The sequence below is a fragment of the Mucilaginibacter humi genome (assembly GCF_013087555.1).
This window is the reverse complement of record NZ_JABFCR010000076.1, coordinates 1-14548: the sequence shown is the minus strand read 5'-3', so window position 1 is coordinate 14548 and position 14548 is coordinate 1. Positions and strand designations below refer to the sequence as shown.

The following is a 14548-nucleotide window of genomic DNA, read 5'->3' as shown; positions in this document are numbered from 1 at the left end:
CCGCGAGCCGATAGTTGATCTTATCAATAGTGCGTCCGTTGGTAACTGTTTGCCCGATAAGCTTGTAGCGATAATAAGAGAACGCATTCGCTGCAATAGGCGATACAAAACCGTTGGCGCTTAATCCATTAATCACAAAAACATTATTATAAAAGTTTGCCTGCAGATCTGACGCTTTGTAGTAGCTGAATGTTGGTGTTATACCTGCTGCACGCGAGGCTATAGTGACCTCTTTCACCTTATTTGGCCGCTCAAAATCGAAGGTTGACAACTGCTCAGACTGGTAAAGTATTCCCCGGCCGTTACTGTCCAGTCCAATACTCTGGATACCCCGCCCTTTAATAACGACTTAGGCGCGCTAACCAGTTTTTGTACACCCTTAACATAAATAGCGCACGAGTAGGATTTGATCTCGTTTAAATAATACTCGCGCTTGGCAATAACCTTACGCATAATTACATTGGCAGCGGTATCCATACCATCTTTATCACGGATCGTTGCGGTTTTCAGTTGGTAAATTTCATCTTCCAATTGTATGTCCCGTCGTTCCTCGCGGTCGTTTATGACTACTTTTTCAATGCGTTCTTTATAACCTACAAAGCGGTAAACCAAATTATAGGTGCCGGCAGGGATATTGAATTTATAAATACCGTCTTCGTTAGTGGTTGTACCATAAGTGGAGTTATGGATATAGACTGATACATAGGAAATGGGTTTGCCGTTTACATCTGTTATTTTGCCTGACAAAACATATTGCTGCGCCGATGCCTTAAAAACAAAAGCGCCCAACAGTATAAAAACCGATAGTAAAAATCTTTTCATATTGTCCACAAATAAGCATTTAAGCGCACAAATGTTTGACCTGAAACCTATTATTATTAAAAACGCAGCGTTTTGAAGCTAAATGACAGTTAATGCTTAATTTTGCAGAAATTAACTGTAAACATGTACAACACACTACAACCGGTTTTGCAACAGGAGCTTGCAGCTATAGCAGAAGCAGGCCTTTATAAAAAAGAACGCATTATAACCTCGGCACAAGGGGCTGATATTACGGTGGCCGGCGGCCGTGAAGTAATAAACTTTTGCGCTAATAATTACCCGGGCCTAAGCGGCGATAAAAGAGTTATTGAGGCTGCTAAAAAGCGATGGATACGCATGGTTATGGCTTGTCGTCAGTAAGGTTTATTTGTGGTACACAGGATATCCACAAGGAACTTGAAAAGAAGATAGCCGAGTTTTTAGGAACGGAAGACACCATACTTTACGCTGCTGCATTTGATGCCAATGGAGGTGTATTTGAGCCACTGTTTGACGCGCAGGATGCTATTATATCTGATGAGCTGAACCATGCGTCAATCATAGACGGTGTGCGCCTGTGCAAGGCCCAGCGGTACCGTTATAAGCACGATGATATGGCCGACCTCGAAGCTAAGCTACAGGAAACAGTCGCACTTCGTCATCGTATTATTGTTACTGATGGCGCGTTCTCCATGGATGGTACAATTGCACAACTTGATAAGATCTGCGCGTTGGCTGAAAAGTATAATGCTTTGGTTATGATTGATGAGAGCCACTGCTCCGGCTTTATGGGTAAAACCGGCCGTGGTACACACGAGCATCATAATGTAATGGGTAAAATAGATATTATTACCGGTACGTTAGGTAAAGCGCTGGGCGGTGCGTCGGGCGGGTTTACATCTGGCCGTAAAGAAATTATTGATATGCTGCGCCAGCGTTCAAGACCATATTTATTCTCAAACACTTTAGCGCCAGCAATTACAGGTGCGTCAATAGCTGTATTGGATATGCTGAGTGAAACCACCCAACTGCGAGATAAGCTGGAAAGCAATACTCAATATTTCCGCAAAGCGATGACCGATGCAGGTTTTGATATTAAGCCGGGCGTACACCCAATTGTGCCGGTTATGCTGTATGATGCCAAGCTTGCGCAGGAGTTTGCCGCCAAAATGCTGGAAGAAGGCATTTATGTTATTGGCTTTTACTACCCGGTTGTACCGCAGGGTAAAGCAAGGATCAGGGTACAAATCTCTGCCGCGCATGACAGGGAACATTTGGATAAAGCTATTGCGGCATTTACTAAGGTGGGTAAAGAATTGGCGGTGATAAAATAAATCATACGTATAAAATATTTATATTTGTACGTATAAAATATAGCAATATGAAATTAACGTTGAATATTGATCCGGGGTTAATTGACCAAATGAAACAAGTCGCTAAGAAAAGGAATACCAGTATTTCAAAATTAGCAGAGGGCTTTTTTAAAAAAGGTGGAAACTGAAAAGGAACCCTTTAAGATGAAAAGCATGGACGAATTGTCTGATTGGGTTAAAGGGATGGTTGCAGTATGTGATCCTGTACCTGATTTTGATCACAAGGCCGAATTTCATAAACACCTTGAAGAAAAGTACGGCAATTGAAAAAGTTATTTTTTGACAGCGATGTCATGCTTGATATTAGTTTATTGAGAGAGCCATTTTCTTTATCGGCAATTAATTTGATAGAACTTTGTTATCAAAAAAATATAGAGCAGTTACATCTTCAGTAGCCTTTGTAAATACAAATTACTTTCTAAGTAAATTTGCATCCTCAACAAGGCTGCATTCATTACAAAGATTAAGAAGCGTTATTTCAATAATTGAAGTAAATGAAGTTGTAATTGATTTAGCATTGAAGAGTAATTTCTCTGATTTCGAAGATGCTGTTCAATATTATGCAGCCAGAAGTGCAAATGTTGATTTCATTATTACCAGAAATATAAAAGATTATAAAGATGCAAATATCCCGGTTTTAACAGCCGAGCAATTTTTAAGAACACTATAATGCAAGAAAAAATAGATCAATACACTGCCGAGATCAACGCCTTTTCACCTGCTAACGCGGATGAACTGGAAACGTTCCGTATAAAATTTTTAGGTACCAAGGGATTGATAAAAGATCTTTTTGAAGAGTTTAAGACCGTTGGCCCTGAAGAGAAACGCACGTTTGGCAAAGTATTGAACCAGTTTAAACAACTGGCCGAGGCCAAGTATAACGATTTAAAAGAAAGCCTTACCTCGGCTGATGCAGATCAAAAATCAGATATCGATTTAACCCTTCCGTGGCGATAACTTCCGTGGTTGGCTCGCGCCATCCGTTATCTTTGGTGCGTAACGAGATCATCGATATATTTAAACGCCTGGGCTTTAATGTAGCCGAGGGACCGGAGATTGAGGATGACTGGCATAACTTCTCTGCATTAAATTTTCCTGAAGAGCACCCTGCCCGTGATATGCAGGATACTTTCTTCATCAAGAAAAATGCAGGCAAGGATGATATCGCTTTGCGTACCCATACCTCATCAGTACAGGTTAGGATGATGGAGAATGGCAAACCACCGTTCCGTGCTATTATGCCGGGCCGGGTTTATCGTAACGAAGCTATTTCTGCACGCGCGCATTGCTTTTTCCACCAGGTTGAAGGGTTGTATATAGACGAGAATGTATCATTTGCCGATTTGAAACAAACGCTTTACCACTTTGTACAGGAGCTTTATGGCGAGGGCACACAGGTGCGTTTCCGTCCTTCATATTTTCCATTTACCGAGCCATCTGCCGAAATGGATGTATCATGCACCATTTGTAAAGGCGCGGGCTGTAATATGTGTAAATACAGTGGCTGGGTTGAGATATTGGGTTGCGGTATGGTGGACCCTAACGTTTTGGAGAACTGCGGTATAGACAGTAAAAAATTTACCGGCTTTGCATTTGGTATGGGTATGGAACGAATAGCCAACTTAAAATATGTTATCCGCGATCTGCGTTTATTTAGCGAGAATGACGAGCGTTTCCTGAAACAGTTCCAGACCGAGATTATATAGCATGATCAAAAAATTAGGGATAATAACAGCGCTTATATTAAGCTGCTTTGCCTGTGGTAAAACCGGCGACTATGTCCCTAATGTATCTGTAAATTTCCAGATGGCTTTGGCTAACCCGGCGCTTAATGCTTTACATAACCCCGGTGGGGCGGTAGTGTTAAAAGGTTATGGTGTTGCCGGGCTTATCCTTTTTAGGCGATCGGGCGGTGGCTATGCCGCTTATGATGCATGCAGCCCTTATTTACCCCAAAATAAATCGGTTATCACGTTAGATAATCCAAGCCTCACCTGTACCGATCCGGCAAGTGGTGCTAAGTGGCTATTAGAGGATGGCAGCCCTGTTAAGGCCCCTGCTGTTAAATCTCTTAAAGAATATACAGTAAATGTCAGTAATTTTGAGATATTTGTGTCTAACTGATACATGGAAGCCGATAAAATAAAAGATAGCATTAAACGTGCAGCGCAAGATCTGTTTCGAAAATTCGGGTACCATAAAACCAGTGTTAACGAGATTGCCAAGCGGGCCAAGATAGCTAAGGCCACTATTTACAAATATTTCGACAGTAAGGAGCACGTGCTGCATACCTTATTGATGGATTATATCCGCGTAAGTGTTGACGACCTGATAGCCGCCAACGCGCCCGAAATGGACGAAGAAACCCACCTGGGTAACCTCATCATGAAAACCTGCCGGCTAAGCTATACCGTTTGTAATGAGTTCATCGGCTGGGATTTCATCCGCGAAAGCACCAACTCGCAGGATTTTTTAAAGAATTTAAGTAATGAGTTGGAGGACCTTTTACTGGCCTCATTTACCCGCATCACCGCCATCCGTAAAACTGATAATTACCAGCAACGCATGCGTTTCCTCATCAAATGCAGCAAAAGCATCGTATTTAGCTTCGCATTTACTTCGGTTAGCGATAGCGACGTGCGCAAAAACTTTGTATCTTTCCAAAAAGAGATCCTGCCTTATTTGGTTAAGGCGGCTATTACTATTTAATTAATGCGCGACAGGCGCATCCAACTCCTCAATAACCGGTATTGCTGAAGCGGCATTTATCGAAAGATAACAAAACGACATGCCTATAAATTGCAGCATTAATATGATATGTGATACAAAAATAAATAACAGCCTTATAATCATCATTTTCCCATCATAAGGTGCCGCTTTTGCCATAATAGCGCCAATACTAAACTTAGCTATTAGTAAAATAACAATTGCCAATACAAAGAAGTAAAAACACCCAGCGTTAAATCCCAGTTTTGGATTGCCATATTTTTGCCCCTGCGCCGGGCTTCGGTTAAGCCAAGGTTATCAAACACCATAATAACCACGGTAAGGGCAGCTATAGGTGCCAGCAATGCACCGGGAACGATCAACAAAACAAATCCAAATATTACCACCACATAAATTGAAGCTAAGGCAAAGTAATAGCGCAGGTACAATAGTTTAAAACTGTCCCAAACTTGTTTAGCTGATGGCACCACTCCGTTTTGTATATATAATTTAATAAACCATAATACGGTTGCTGCCAATGCCGTATCGCCAAGAGTAGATAGCAAGAATTTAATCCCGGTATGCTGCAATTGCTCTGCCGGGTAAGTATTAATGTGATGCCCGGGCAGAGGATAATGTGTGGGGTACATATAATCAAACACTACCCCGTATTAAAAATAATGTGCAAATTATACAGTACACCGCTAATAAAGGCTGCCAATTTAACTGTATGAACGTAGTGGTGTTTTGTATAACAGCATTTAAACTTTTTGGGGATCGTAGCCCGCAGGTAAATTCACGTGTTTAATATTAATTTATATTAAAAATTTAATTCATAAGCAATATACAAACTTATTTGCTTGCTAATATCAACCAAAAGTCTGATCACGCTTTTCGCTTATACGTGACAAAGCCTTAATGCGTTGTCTTACTTGCTGATTTGTAATTCCGCGCCAGGTCAAACATGATGAACGCTAACACCGGCAGGTGCCATATTTTGCTCAAAAATTTTATTGAAAAGCAAGTATTAACCAATGGTTAACTGTCTCAATATCAAAACTATATGTTTAAAACAATCGTAAATATTTGCTGTTAAGTGCATGAAAAATATCGACTATAAATGGAAAAACATATTGTTATTATTGATGATGATGACGCACTGCTATCGGTAATGGAATTTTTGTTGACTGAAGCAGGATACCGTGTAACCTGCATTAGCCGTATAACTACTATTGAGCTATTGCTGACTTTAAAACCCGACTGCTTTATCCTTGATGAGCAGATGCCTGTAGTAAACGGCCATATCCTTTGCATGATCCTTAACTCAAAACCCGAAACTAAAGACATCCCTGTAATATTGGTTTCGGCACTTGATGAGATAGAAAGCTATGCTAACCTTTGTGAAGCATCGGCATTTCTTAAAAAACCATTTCTTAATCCTGATGACCTGTTGAACGTTGTAGCTAAAACTATTGGGGCGGGAGTGCGTAAGGTTTAGGTATAAATAACGGTTTTTGAAAACAAAAGGGTTTAGCAATTCGTTTAAAAGTTACAGGCTAAAGAAATTTCCGAACAAAACCGTAAATCATAACCCCTTAAACTTATGAAAGCGTTTAAAATAGTTTTAATTGTACCGCTGTTGTTATTTGCCGTTTCATGTAAAAAACAACCGTCAGCAGTGCAGTAACTACCGATGAGGCTGCAGATATGGCTGCCAACGCAGTAGCAGCAAATTCATTGGGTTTTGCAGCAGTAACTGACAATGTTGGTATAAATGCCCAAACACTTAATTCGGTTAACACTGGCGGCCAGCAGGTAAATGCAACCGGCTCATCGCGCCAGGCATGCGGTACTACAGTTGCAGACAGCCTTAGTATCAACTCGAATGCTAATTCGTCTGTTACATTTAGTGCTTTTTATAAATATGTACGCACGCTAAACTGTAACGCTAACAGCCAGCCCGATAACCCGGGTTAATGTCATGACTTTTAAAGGCAATTTTGACGGCCCGCGCCTAACATCAAATGATACAGGAACATCAAATATTACTATAGCAGGGTTAACCAGTAATGCAACCAACTTTGTTATTAATGGTACTTATAACCGTAAAGGCTCGTTCACATCAAAAGTAGCTGGTAAGGCAAACGGCAGCAGCAATGTTACCATCACTGCTACCAATGTATTGTTAAGCAAACCCGGTCGCGAGATAGCAGGCGGATCGGCTACTATTACTATAGCGGGCAGTGCCGCGGCAGGTACCTTTAATTATACCGGCATATTGTCATTTAAAGGAAACAACCAGGCTACATTAACTGTTGATTCAAAAATTTATTTAATAAATCTGCTTACAGGTGATTGTGTTAAGCAATAAACTGAAATAATAATAACAACAAAGGCCCCCGGTAAGTGGCCTTTGTTGTTTAGCGCGGTTTAAAAGACAGTTAGCTAATTTTTGTTTAGTTTGAACGCAAGCGGTTTTTCAGTGTCAATCAAATCGCATACATCCACCTCAAACACTTCGGCAATTTCAAAGATGCGTTGCAGATTAACGTTTGAAAGCCCCAGCTCAATCTTACTATACGCGTTCTGCGATATTTTTAACCTGATACCAAGGTACTCCTGCGAGTAGTTCCTGTACATCCTCGCACTTTTAATATTGGCGGCTATGGCATTTTTATTATACATAACAATTATAAATAGGTATATACCAATTTACGAAGGCTGATTGCCGTCGGTTTTGTTGGGAAAGGAAGATTAGGTTGAAAATTAAAGATTGGTCTTAACGCAGCAACTTTTTAGTTAAACCAATAATTATATCTGCACATCCACACATTTGCATATCTGCACATCAAAAACCTACCTTTGCGGCAATGAGTAAGATACCGTATAACCACATTTTTGAAGACGTTGCCGTAATTGATATTGCCGAAGAAGGTAAAGGTGTAGGCAGGGCCGATGAGTTTGTGTTGTTTATTGAAAAAGCCGTACCCGGCGACATTGCTGATGTACAGGTTTACCGCAGTAAAAAGTTTTGGCGAAGCCAAGATCATCAACATAAAAAAACCGAGCGAACACCGCACGGAGCCTTTTTGCCCGCACTTTGGCACTTGCGGGGGCTGCAAATGGCAGCACATGACGTATGATGCGCAGTTGCAATTCAAACAAAAATCGGTAGCGGACGCATTGAGCCGTTTAGGTAAGATAGATACAAGCGGTATTATGCCGATAGTACCCTCGCCTGCCGACAGGTATTACCGCAATAAGCTGGAGTTTACCTTTAGCAACAAACGCTGGTTATATGATGGCGAAAGCCGCGACGATGAAGCCTTGAACATGAACGCGCTGGGCTTTCATATTCCCGGCCGTTTTGATAAGATACTGGATGTGCAACACTGCTATTTACAGGCCGACCCAAGTAACGATATCCGCAATAAAATAGACGATTTTGCCAAAGCCAACGGTTATACCTATTACGATCTGCGGAACCACACCGGCAATTTGCGCAACCTGGTTATCCGCACCTCGTCAACCGGCGAACTGATGGTAATTGTTGTTTTCGCTTACGCGGATGAGGACGCGGTGAACAAGCTGATGAGTTTTGTTGAAGCGGAATTCCCACAGATAACCTCGTTACTTTATATACTTAACGAAAAGAAGAACGATACCATTTTTGACCAGAAGTATTTGCCTGAAAGGGCCGGAGTATATCCATGAAGAAATGATGGGCATTAAATTCCGCATTGGGCCAAAATCATTTTACCAAACCAACAGCATACAGGCACTTAAGCTTTATGAAATAACCCGTGATTTTGCCGAATTTAAAGGTGATGAGCTGGTTTATGACCTTTATACAGGGGCCGGTACAATCGCCAACTTTGTTGCTGCCAATGTAAAAGAGGTAGTAGGGGTAGAGTATGTACCAAGTGCCATTGAAGACGCTAAAATAAACAGCGCCATCAATCAAATCACTAATACCAAGTTTTATGCGGGCGATATGAAAGATGTGCTATCTGCCGAATTTGTGGCCGGGCACGGCAAGCCTGATGTAATTATAACCGACCCTCCACGTGCCGGCATGCACGCGGATGTAGTGGCAAGGTTGATGGAGATTGAAGCCGAAAAGATTGTTTACGTAAGCTGTAACGCAGCCACACAGGCCCGCGATTTGCTGGTATTAAAAGAGAAATACGATACGGTTAAAATACAGCCGGTAGATATGTTCCCGCATACGCAGCATGTAGAGAATGTGGTTTTATTGAGAAGAAGAGGATAACGTTGCCTCACCCAACCCTCTCCAAAGGAGAGGGCTTTTTAAACGCTTCGCATTGAAGTCCCTCTCCTTTGGAGAGGGATTTAGGTGAGGCAAAACATGGAAGTGAATATGGAACCGGAAGAATTGCTTAATGAAAACCGTGGCGAACAGCCAAAACCTGTAGTTGATAGCCCGCTGGTAAGTTTGCGCCGCGACCTGAAAATGTTTAGCGAGCCCATCCGCGAGGTTGCGGTAGAGATAATGGTGGAGGGATTATCCAAATACCCCATCTTTGTGGCGCACCAGCACGAGCTTAAATTAGGTGAATTGATACTTGACCGCACGGAGCTTGGTACCCAATGGAGCATCCATGCATCAACAATGGAAGAATTTTTAGAAGTAGGCGTAATAAAACCCGAGCTAAAACAACGCTTTATTGAAACCTACAAAAATCCTAAAGATTTTATGTGCGTGTTTGTGGTAGTGCCCGAGGGTGCAAACTTTGTGTTTGTGCCGTATGAGTAAAGTCGGTTTGTCATTTTAAGCGATAGCGAAGAATCTTACACATCATTAATTAAATTAGCTACTTTAGCATAAGTAAAAGCAGCCATGGACAAAAAACTACTCATACTCAATCAGCAGCAAATCCAGCAAAAGATAGATCGTATCGCTTACCAGATCCTGGAAGATAATTTTGATGAAAAGGAAATTATCATCGCCGGTATGCTGCCACGCGGTGGTTTTTGGCTGCGCGATTAAAAAAGTGCTGGATGAGATAGCGCCTTTTAAAAGTACGCTGCTTACCATCGACCTTGATCGTTTTAGCAGCCGCCTCGATGCCGGGTCGATTTCGATATCCAGATCTGTAATGATAAGGTGGTTATTTTGGTGGATGATGTGTTGAACAGCGGAAAATCTCTGGCTTATGGCTTTGGAGTTTTCCCCGGATGTACCGCTAAAAAAACTGCGCACTGTTGTACTTGTCGACCGTAACCACAAAAGCTTCCCGGTAACTACCGACTACTCGGGTATTGCACTGTCAACCATCATCAAAGAACATATTGATGTGGTTTTGAGTGAGAACGGCGAAGAAGATGCTGTTTATTTGATGTAGAGGCCTATTTACCTTTCGTTTCAATAGCTACAATTGCCTGCCCTGCTGCTCCTAAATAATAAGTTACAAGGGCCGGATAGAGCTGCATCCCATTATCAGAGTTAGTGAAGATAACCACCGCTTTTTTGATTGTGGCAGCAAAATAGCCATGGTATGTACTCGAGGGTCATGTCCGCCGTGCGATATGGCATATTCACTGTTTCCTATCGGATCGTATATTGCCCAGCCTAAACCCATATATGCACCGGGCTTGGTTGTCACCTGGTGGCTGGTCATTTCGGTATATAGTTTCTTAGATAAGCCCCCGCCGTTTAATACCCAAAGCACGAATTTACAATAGTCGGGCACCGTTGTTTTTAACAGGTCGGCAGCATTAGCAGCGGTGTTATGCGTGGGTTCTAACTGCTTTTGGTTAGCATCAAACGGATAGGCGAAGCGGCTTTCCTGATTATTGTTCCACGTAAAGCGGGTATCGCGCATATCCAGCGGGCTAAAAATTAAAGAGTCGGCTAACTGCTCAAGTTTACGGTTAAATTTACGCTCTAACGCATGTCTTAAGTATTCAAAACCTTCGCCCGAGTATTGGTATTTTGTGCCGGGATCAAACTGAAACGCCAATTTACCACTGGCCTGCTGCGAACGCCAGTTAGGGAAGCCGCTGCGATGCGTCAGTAGGTCGCGGGTGGTGAGCTTTTGGCTCCTGGGGTCATTTTTAATATCCGGGTCGGTCCAATAACGTGCAATCGGCTCATCTAATTTCCATTTACCCGAATTAACCAAATTAAGCGTAACCATAATAGTAATGGTTTTGGTGATAGAGGCTACATTAAATATTGATGAAAGAGATATTGGCACCCCAGCCTTAAGCTCGCCATAACTGCAAATGGATTTGATCTTGCCGTTTTCTATATAGCCTACTGCCAATGCAGGGATGTGTTTTTCTTTTAACCAGGCGGCAACAGCAAGTGAGTCATTCATATCAGGAACCTGTGCCTTTGCATGAAGGATGGTACAGATGGTAAGTACAAGTGCTACAGCTAAATATTTCATGATCGTTTTTTATCATAGGACACCAACTTGGCTAAGCTGGTTACACCACGCGTCAAATAAAAAAGCCAACCGTCCGGTCAGCCTTTAAATTTACACTGTCAATTTTTTATACTTAATCCGTTTCGGCCCAACATCACCTAAACGTTTTTTGCGGTTCTCTTCGTAATCAGTATAGTTACCCTCGAAGAAATAAACCTGCGAGTTACCCTCGAACGCCAGGATATGCGTACAGATGCGGTCAAGGAACCAACGGTCGTGGCTGATAATTACCGCGCAGCCGCCAAAGTTTTCTAACGCTTCTTCTAAAGCACGTAAGGTATTTACGTCGATATCATTTGTCGGCTCATCCAGCAACAATACGTTACTGCCTTTTTTAGAGTGATAGATAAGTGAACGCGGTTACGCTCGCCACCCGATAATACGCCAACCTTTTTCTGCTGGTCGGCGCCGTTAAAGTTAAACCGCGATACATAAGCACGCGAGTTTAACGGGCGGTTACCAACCATAATGGTTTCCAGTCCGCCGGTTACATTTTCCCATACAGATTTGTTAGGGTCAAGATCGTCATGCATTTGGTCGACATAGCCTAAATGCACGGTTTCACCCACACGGAAAGTACCTGCATCGGGCGTATCCTGCCCGGTAATTAAGCGAAACAATGTAGTTTTACCCGCGCCATTGGGGCCGATAATACCAACGATTCCAGCAGGAGGCAAGGAGAAGCTCAGGTTATCAAATAATAACTTATCGCCATAACTTTTGCTTACGCCGTTAGCCTCGATAACCACATTACCTAAACGCGGACCTGGCGGGATAAACAGCTCCAGTTTTTCTTCGCGTTCCTTGGTTTCTTCGGATGCCAGTTTCTCGTAATTACCTAAACGCGCTTTTGATTTTGCGTGGCGACCCTTCGGCCCCATACGTACCCACTCCAGCTCACGCTCCAAAGTTTTCTGGCGTTTGGTTTCTGATTTTTCTTCCTGTGCCAAACGTTTAGCTTTTTGATCAAGCCATGACGAGTAATTGCCTTTCCAAGGGATGCCTTCGCCACGATCCAGCTCTAAGATCCATCCGGCAACATTGTCCGGAAATACCTGTCGTGGGTTACTGCTATAACGGTTCCTTTATATTGTTTTAAGTGCTGCTCCAGCCAGTCGATAGACTCGGCGTCCGGTGGTTGGTAGGCTCATCCAGTAATAAAACATCAGGCTCTTTTAACAACAACCGGCATAAAGCCACCCGGCGGCGCTCGCCACCCGATAGTACCGAGATTTTGGTGTCAGGCTCGGGGCAGCGCAGGGCGTCCATCGCACGCTCCAGTTTGGTATCCAGTTCCCGTGCGTTTACGGCATCTATCTGGTCCTGTAGTTCGCCCCGGCGGGCCATTAGCTTATCCATTTTATCGGCATCGCTGTAATACTCTTCCAGTCCAAATTTTTCGTTGATCTCTTCGTATTCTTTAAGCAGGGCAGTAGTTTCCGCAACGCCTTCTTCCACAATTTCGCGTACGGTTTTGTCAGGGTCAAGCTCGGGCTCTGGCTCAGGTAGCCTACGGTATAGCCCGGCGAAAATACAACCTCGCCAATATTGGTTTTATCAATGCCCGCAATAATTTTTAACAGGGATGATTTACCCGAGCCGTTTAAACCGATAACGCCAATTTTAGCCCCATAGAAAAAGCTGAGGTATATGTTTTTTAATACTGTTTTTTGCGGGGGTAAACCTTACTAACCCCGGCCATTGAAAAAATTATTTTTTCGTCTGCCATGTGTATAATGAGTGATTGAGTGAATTATTGAATTGTTGAATGATTGATAGGTAAATATCAGTGCAAATATGGGCATTAGCAAAGTTAAGTGCAAGCGCCAAATACTTTGCGATAACCGTTATTTACTACATAGGTAGCATTGTGTTAAGATTGAGTGCCACAATGTTGCCAAATGTTAATTTACGTTAAAAGATGTAATAGTGTTGCGTTGAATATTTTGATTTAAAAATTATTTGATTATCATTGAACAGGAAAACCAATCCAACACCTTATTACACATGTACCTATCAATCCTATTTAAAAAAGTAAGCTTTTGTTTATGCCTATCTATAGCAATCGCATTATCTGTTTCTGCTCAAAAAAAAAAATCAAAGTTGATTCAAGCGGCGTGATGACATTACGCGTCGATCCGGGAAACGCTGTCGGTGGCGTGGCCTCTGACTTTTTACTGAAGTTAACTATATTCCCCCGAAAACCACAAAAGAAAGCTTGTTTGGCAGTATCGCCAAGATGCAGATTACCGATGATTATTACATCATTTTAGATTACAATACACATAGTATTCTGTTTTTTACCAAAGCCGGTAAGTATCACGCCAAAATCAAAAGTACCGAGGGTAGTAGCAATAACTATATCTGGGATTTCTCTGTAAATAAATTTACCAAACAGATAATATTCACCCGCGACTATAAAACACTCATCTACGCGGACTTTGATGGTAAAGAGTTAAAAACCATAAAGATGGATGCCGAAACAGCTAAAGACGAAGTTAATAGCTGGCAATATTTTTTTATAACTCCTGATAAGGCCGTTAACCCCAATTATTATAGCACCTTGGATAGTACGGATAAGAACTATAAAACTTATTCTAAATCACTGATATTATATACGAACGAAAACCATAAAGTTTATGCTCAGGGATTGGGTTATAGCAAAGCAGAAGCCCATGCAACAGAAGAAGGCTATATTTCAAATGGGTTAGGGAAGGGTCATCAAGCGCACAGCGAAACCCAACATCCGAAGAAACCAAGGAACGCGAAAAACTGGAGCTGTTTATCCGCCAGGTCCGCACGTTTAGGTAATGTGGTTATCGAGGCTAACGGCGTAAGCAAAAAGTTATGGCGATAAGTTATTATTTGATAACCTGAGCTTCTCCTTGCCTCCTGCTGGAATCGTTGGTATTATCGACTGACCGGCATGGTGAAACTACATTGTTTCAGCAATTACCGGCTGGATACGCCCGATGCAGGTACTTTCCGTGTGGGTGAAACCGTGCATTTAGGCTATGTCGACCAAATGCATGATGACCTAACAAATCTGTATGGGAAAATGTAACCGGCGGTTGGAAACCATTATGGTTGACAACCGCCCGTTAAACTCGCGTGCTGTATCGCGGTTTAACTTAACGGCGCCGACCAGCAGAAAAAGGTTGGCGTATTATCGGGTGGCAGTGGCTAACCGCGTTCACTTATCTATCACTCTAA

At 42.4% G+C, this 14548-nt stretch carries 15 protein-coding genes and 7 pseudogenes; 16 read left to right on the top strand and 6 right to left on the bottom strand.

The window, feature by feature from the left end:
- Positions 1 to 822, bottom strand: a pseudogene (locus HK413_RS13875) (DUF5686 family protein); the annotation flags it as partial.
- Positions 823 to 945: 123 nt separating this feature from the next.
- On the opposite strand from HK413_RS13875, the pseudogene kbl reads away from it, so the two are divergent.
- From kbl to HK413_RS13845, 6 genes and pseudogenes are all read left to right on the top strand, one after another.
- A pseudogene (gene kbl / locus HK413_RS13870) lies at positions 946 to 2135 on the top strand (glycine C-acetyltransferase).
- Between the two features lie 47 nt (positions 2136 to 2182).
- Positions 2183 to 2302, top strand: a complete 120-nt coding sequence (locus HK413_RS22455; RefSeq protein ID WP_394353188.1) for a DUF6364 family protein — start codon at positions 2183 to 2185, stop codon at positions 2300 to 2302.
- A 227-nt stretch (positions 2303 to 2529) separates the two neighbouring features.
- Entirely contained in the window at positions 2530 to 2844 is a 315-nt protein-coding gene (locus HK413_RS13860) for a PIN domain-containing protein (RefSeq protein ID WP_175270549.1), read from the top strand.
- A pseudogene (pheS, locus tag HK413_RS13855) lies at positions 2844 to 3880 on the top strand (phenylalanine--tRNA ligase subunit alpha). The gene HK413_RS13860 and the pseudogene pheS overlap by 1 nt, the downstream one beginning before the upstream one ends.
- A gap of 1 nt (position 3881) precedes the next feature.
- Positions 3882 to 4298 (top strand): Rieske (2Fe-2S) protein, encoded by a 417-nt coding sequence (locus HK413_RS13850; RefSeq protein ID WP_175270548.1) that lies wholly within the window; start codon positions 3882 to 3884, stop codon positions 4296 to 4298.
- 3 nt (positions 4299 to 4301) lie between these two features.
- Positions 4302 to 4883, top strand: a complete 582-nt coding sequence (locus HK413_RS13845; RefSeq protein ID WP_175270547.1) for a TetR/AcrR family transcriptional regulator — start codon at positions 4302 to 4304, stop codon at positions 4881 to 4883.
- On the opposite strand, the gene HK413_RS13840 is transcribed toward HK413_RS13845, so the two are convergent.
- Together HK413_RS13840 and HK413_RS13835 are read right to left on the bottom strand one after the other, a co-directional pair.
- Entirely contained in the window at positions 4884 to 5060 is a 177-nt protein-coding gene (locus tag HK413_RS13840) for a hypothetical protein (protein ID WP_175270546.1), read from the bottom strand.
- Between the two features lie 26 nt (positions 5061 to 5086).
- Positions 5087 to 5542: a hypothetical protein gene (locus HK413_RS13835; RefSeq protein WP_175270545.1), complete on the bottom strand. Its 456-nt coding sequence runs from the start codon at positions 5540 to 5542 to the stop codon at positions 5087 to 5089.
- Between the two features lie 458 nt (positions 5543 to 6000).
- On the opposite strand from HK413_RS13835, the gene HK413_RS13830 reads away from it, so the two are divergent.
- From HK413_RS13830 to HK413_RS13820, 3 genes are all read left to right on the top strand, one after another.
- Positions 6001 to 6378: a response regulator gene (locus tag HK413_RS13830; RefSeq protein ID WP_175270544.1), complete on the top strand. Its 378-nt coding sequence runs from the start codon at positions 6001 to 6003 to the stop codon at positions 6376 to 6378.
- A gap of 209 nt (positions 6379 to 6587) precedes the next feature.
- Complete coding sequence (locus HK413_RS13825; RefSeq protein WP_175270543.1) at positions 6588 to 6857, top strand: hypothetical protein; 270 nt, start codon at positions 6588 to 6590, stop codon at positions 6855 to 6857.
- A gap of 4 nt (positions 6858 to 6861) precedes the next feature.
- Positions 6862 to 7251, top strand: coding sequence for a hypothetical protein (locus HK413_RS13820; RefSeq protein WP_175270542.1), 390 nt, complete (start codon positions 6862 to 6864; stop codon positions 7249 to 7251).
- Between the two features lie 74 nt (positions 7252 to 7325).
- Here the strand turns inward: HK413_RS13820 and HK413_RS13815 are convergent, their stop codons facing one another.
- On the bottom strand, positions 7326 to 7565 hold the full coding sequence (locus tag HK413_RS13815) for a helix-turn-helix domain-containing protein (protein ID WP_175270541.1): 240 nt from the start codon (positions 7563 to 7565) through the stop codon (positions 7326 to 7328).
- 185 nt (positions 7566 to 7750) lie between these two features.
- Between HK413_RS13815 and rlmD the strand changes: the two are divergent.
- From rlmD to HK413_RS21625, 5 genes and pseudogenes are all read left to right on the top strand, one after another.
- Positions 7751 to 9153: pseudogene (rlmD, locus tag HK413_RS13810) on the top strand (23S rRNA (uracil(1939)-C(5))-methyltransferase RlmD).
- Between the two features lie 108 nt (positions 9154 to 9261).
- A complete protein-coding gene (locus tag HK413_RS13805) occupies positions 9262 to 9657 on the top strand; it encodes a hypothetical protein (protein ID WP_175270553.1) in 396 nt (131 codons plus the stop codon).
- An 84-nt stretch (positions 9658 to 9741) separates the two neighbouring features.
- Entirely contained in the window at positions 9742 to 9891 is a 150-nt protein-coding gene (locus HK413_RS21635) for a hypothetical protein (RefSeq protein WP_317169615.1), read from the top strand.
- 4 nt (positions 9892 to 9895) lie between these two features.
- Positions 9896 to 10036: a hypothetical protein gene (locus HK413_RS21630; RefSeq protein WP_317169614.1), complete on the top strand. Its 141-nt coding sequence runs from the start codon at positions 9896 to 9898 to the stop codon at positions 10034 to 10036.
- Positions 10037 to 10057: 21 nt separating this feature from the next.
- Entirely contained in the window at positions 10058 to 10246 is a 189-nt protein-coding gene (locus HK413_RS21625; protein WP_317169613.1) for a type I phosphoribosyltransferase, read from the top strand.
- Positions 10247 to 10309: 63 nt separating this feature from the next.
- On the opposite strand, the gene HK413_RS13795 is transcribed toward HK413_RS21625, so the two are convergent.
- Together HK413_RS13795 and ettA are read right to left on the bottom strand one after the other, a co-directional pair.
- The gene (locus tag HK413_RS13795) at positions 10310 to 11296 is read right to left on the bottom strand and encodes a serine hydrolase domain-containing protein (RefSeq protein WP_175270540.1); all 987 of its coding nucleotides are present in this window, start codon (positions 11294 to 11296) and stop codon (positions 10310 to 10312) included.
- Between the two features lie 90 nt (positions 11297 to 11386).
- Positions 11387 to 13064 (bottom strand): annotated as a pseudogene (ettA, locus tag HK413_RS21620) (energy-dependent translational throttle protein EttA).
- Positions 13065 to 13520: 456 nt separating this feature from the next.
- Here ettA and HK413_RS22450 point away from each other — a divergent pair.
- Together HK413_RS22450 and HK413_RS22445 are read left to right on the top strand one after the other, a co-directional pair.
- Positions 13521 to 13934 (top strand): annotated as a pseudogene (locus HK413_RS22450) (6-bladed beta-propeller); the annotation flags it as partial.
- Positions 13935 to 14080: 146 nt separating this feature from the next.
- Positions 14081 to 14548 (top strand): annotated as a pseudogene (locus tag HK413_RS22445) (energy-dependent translational throttle protein EttA); the annotation flags it as partial.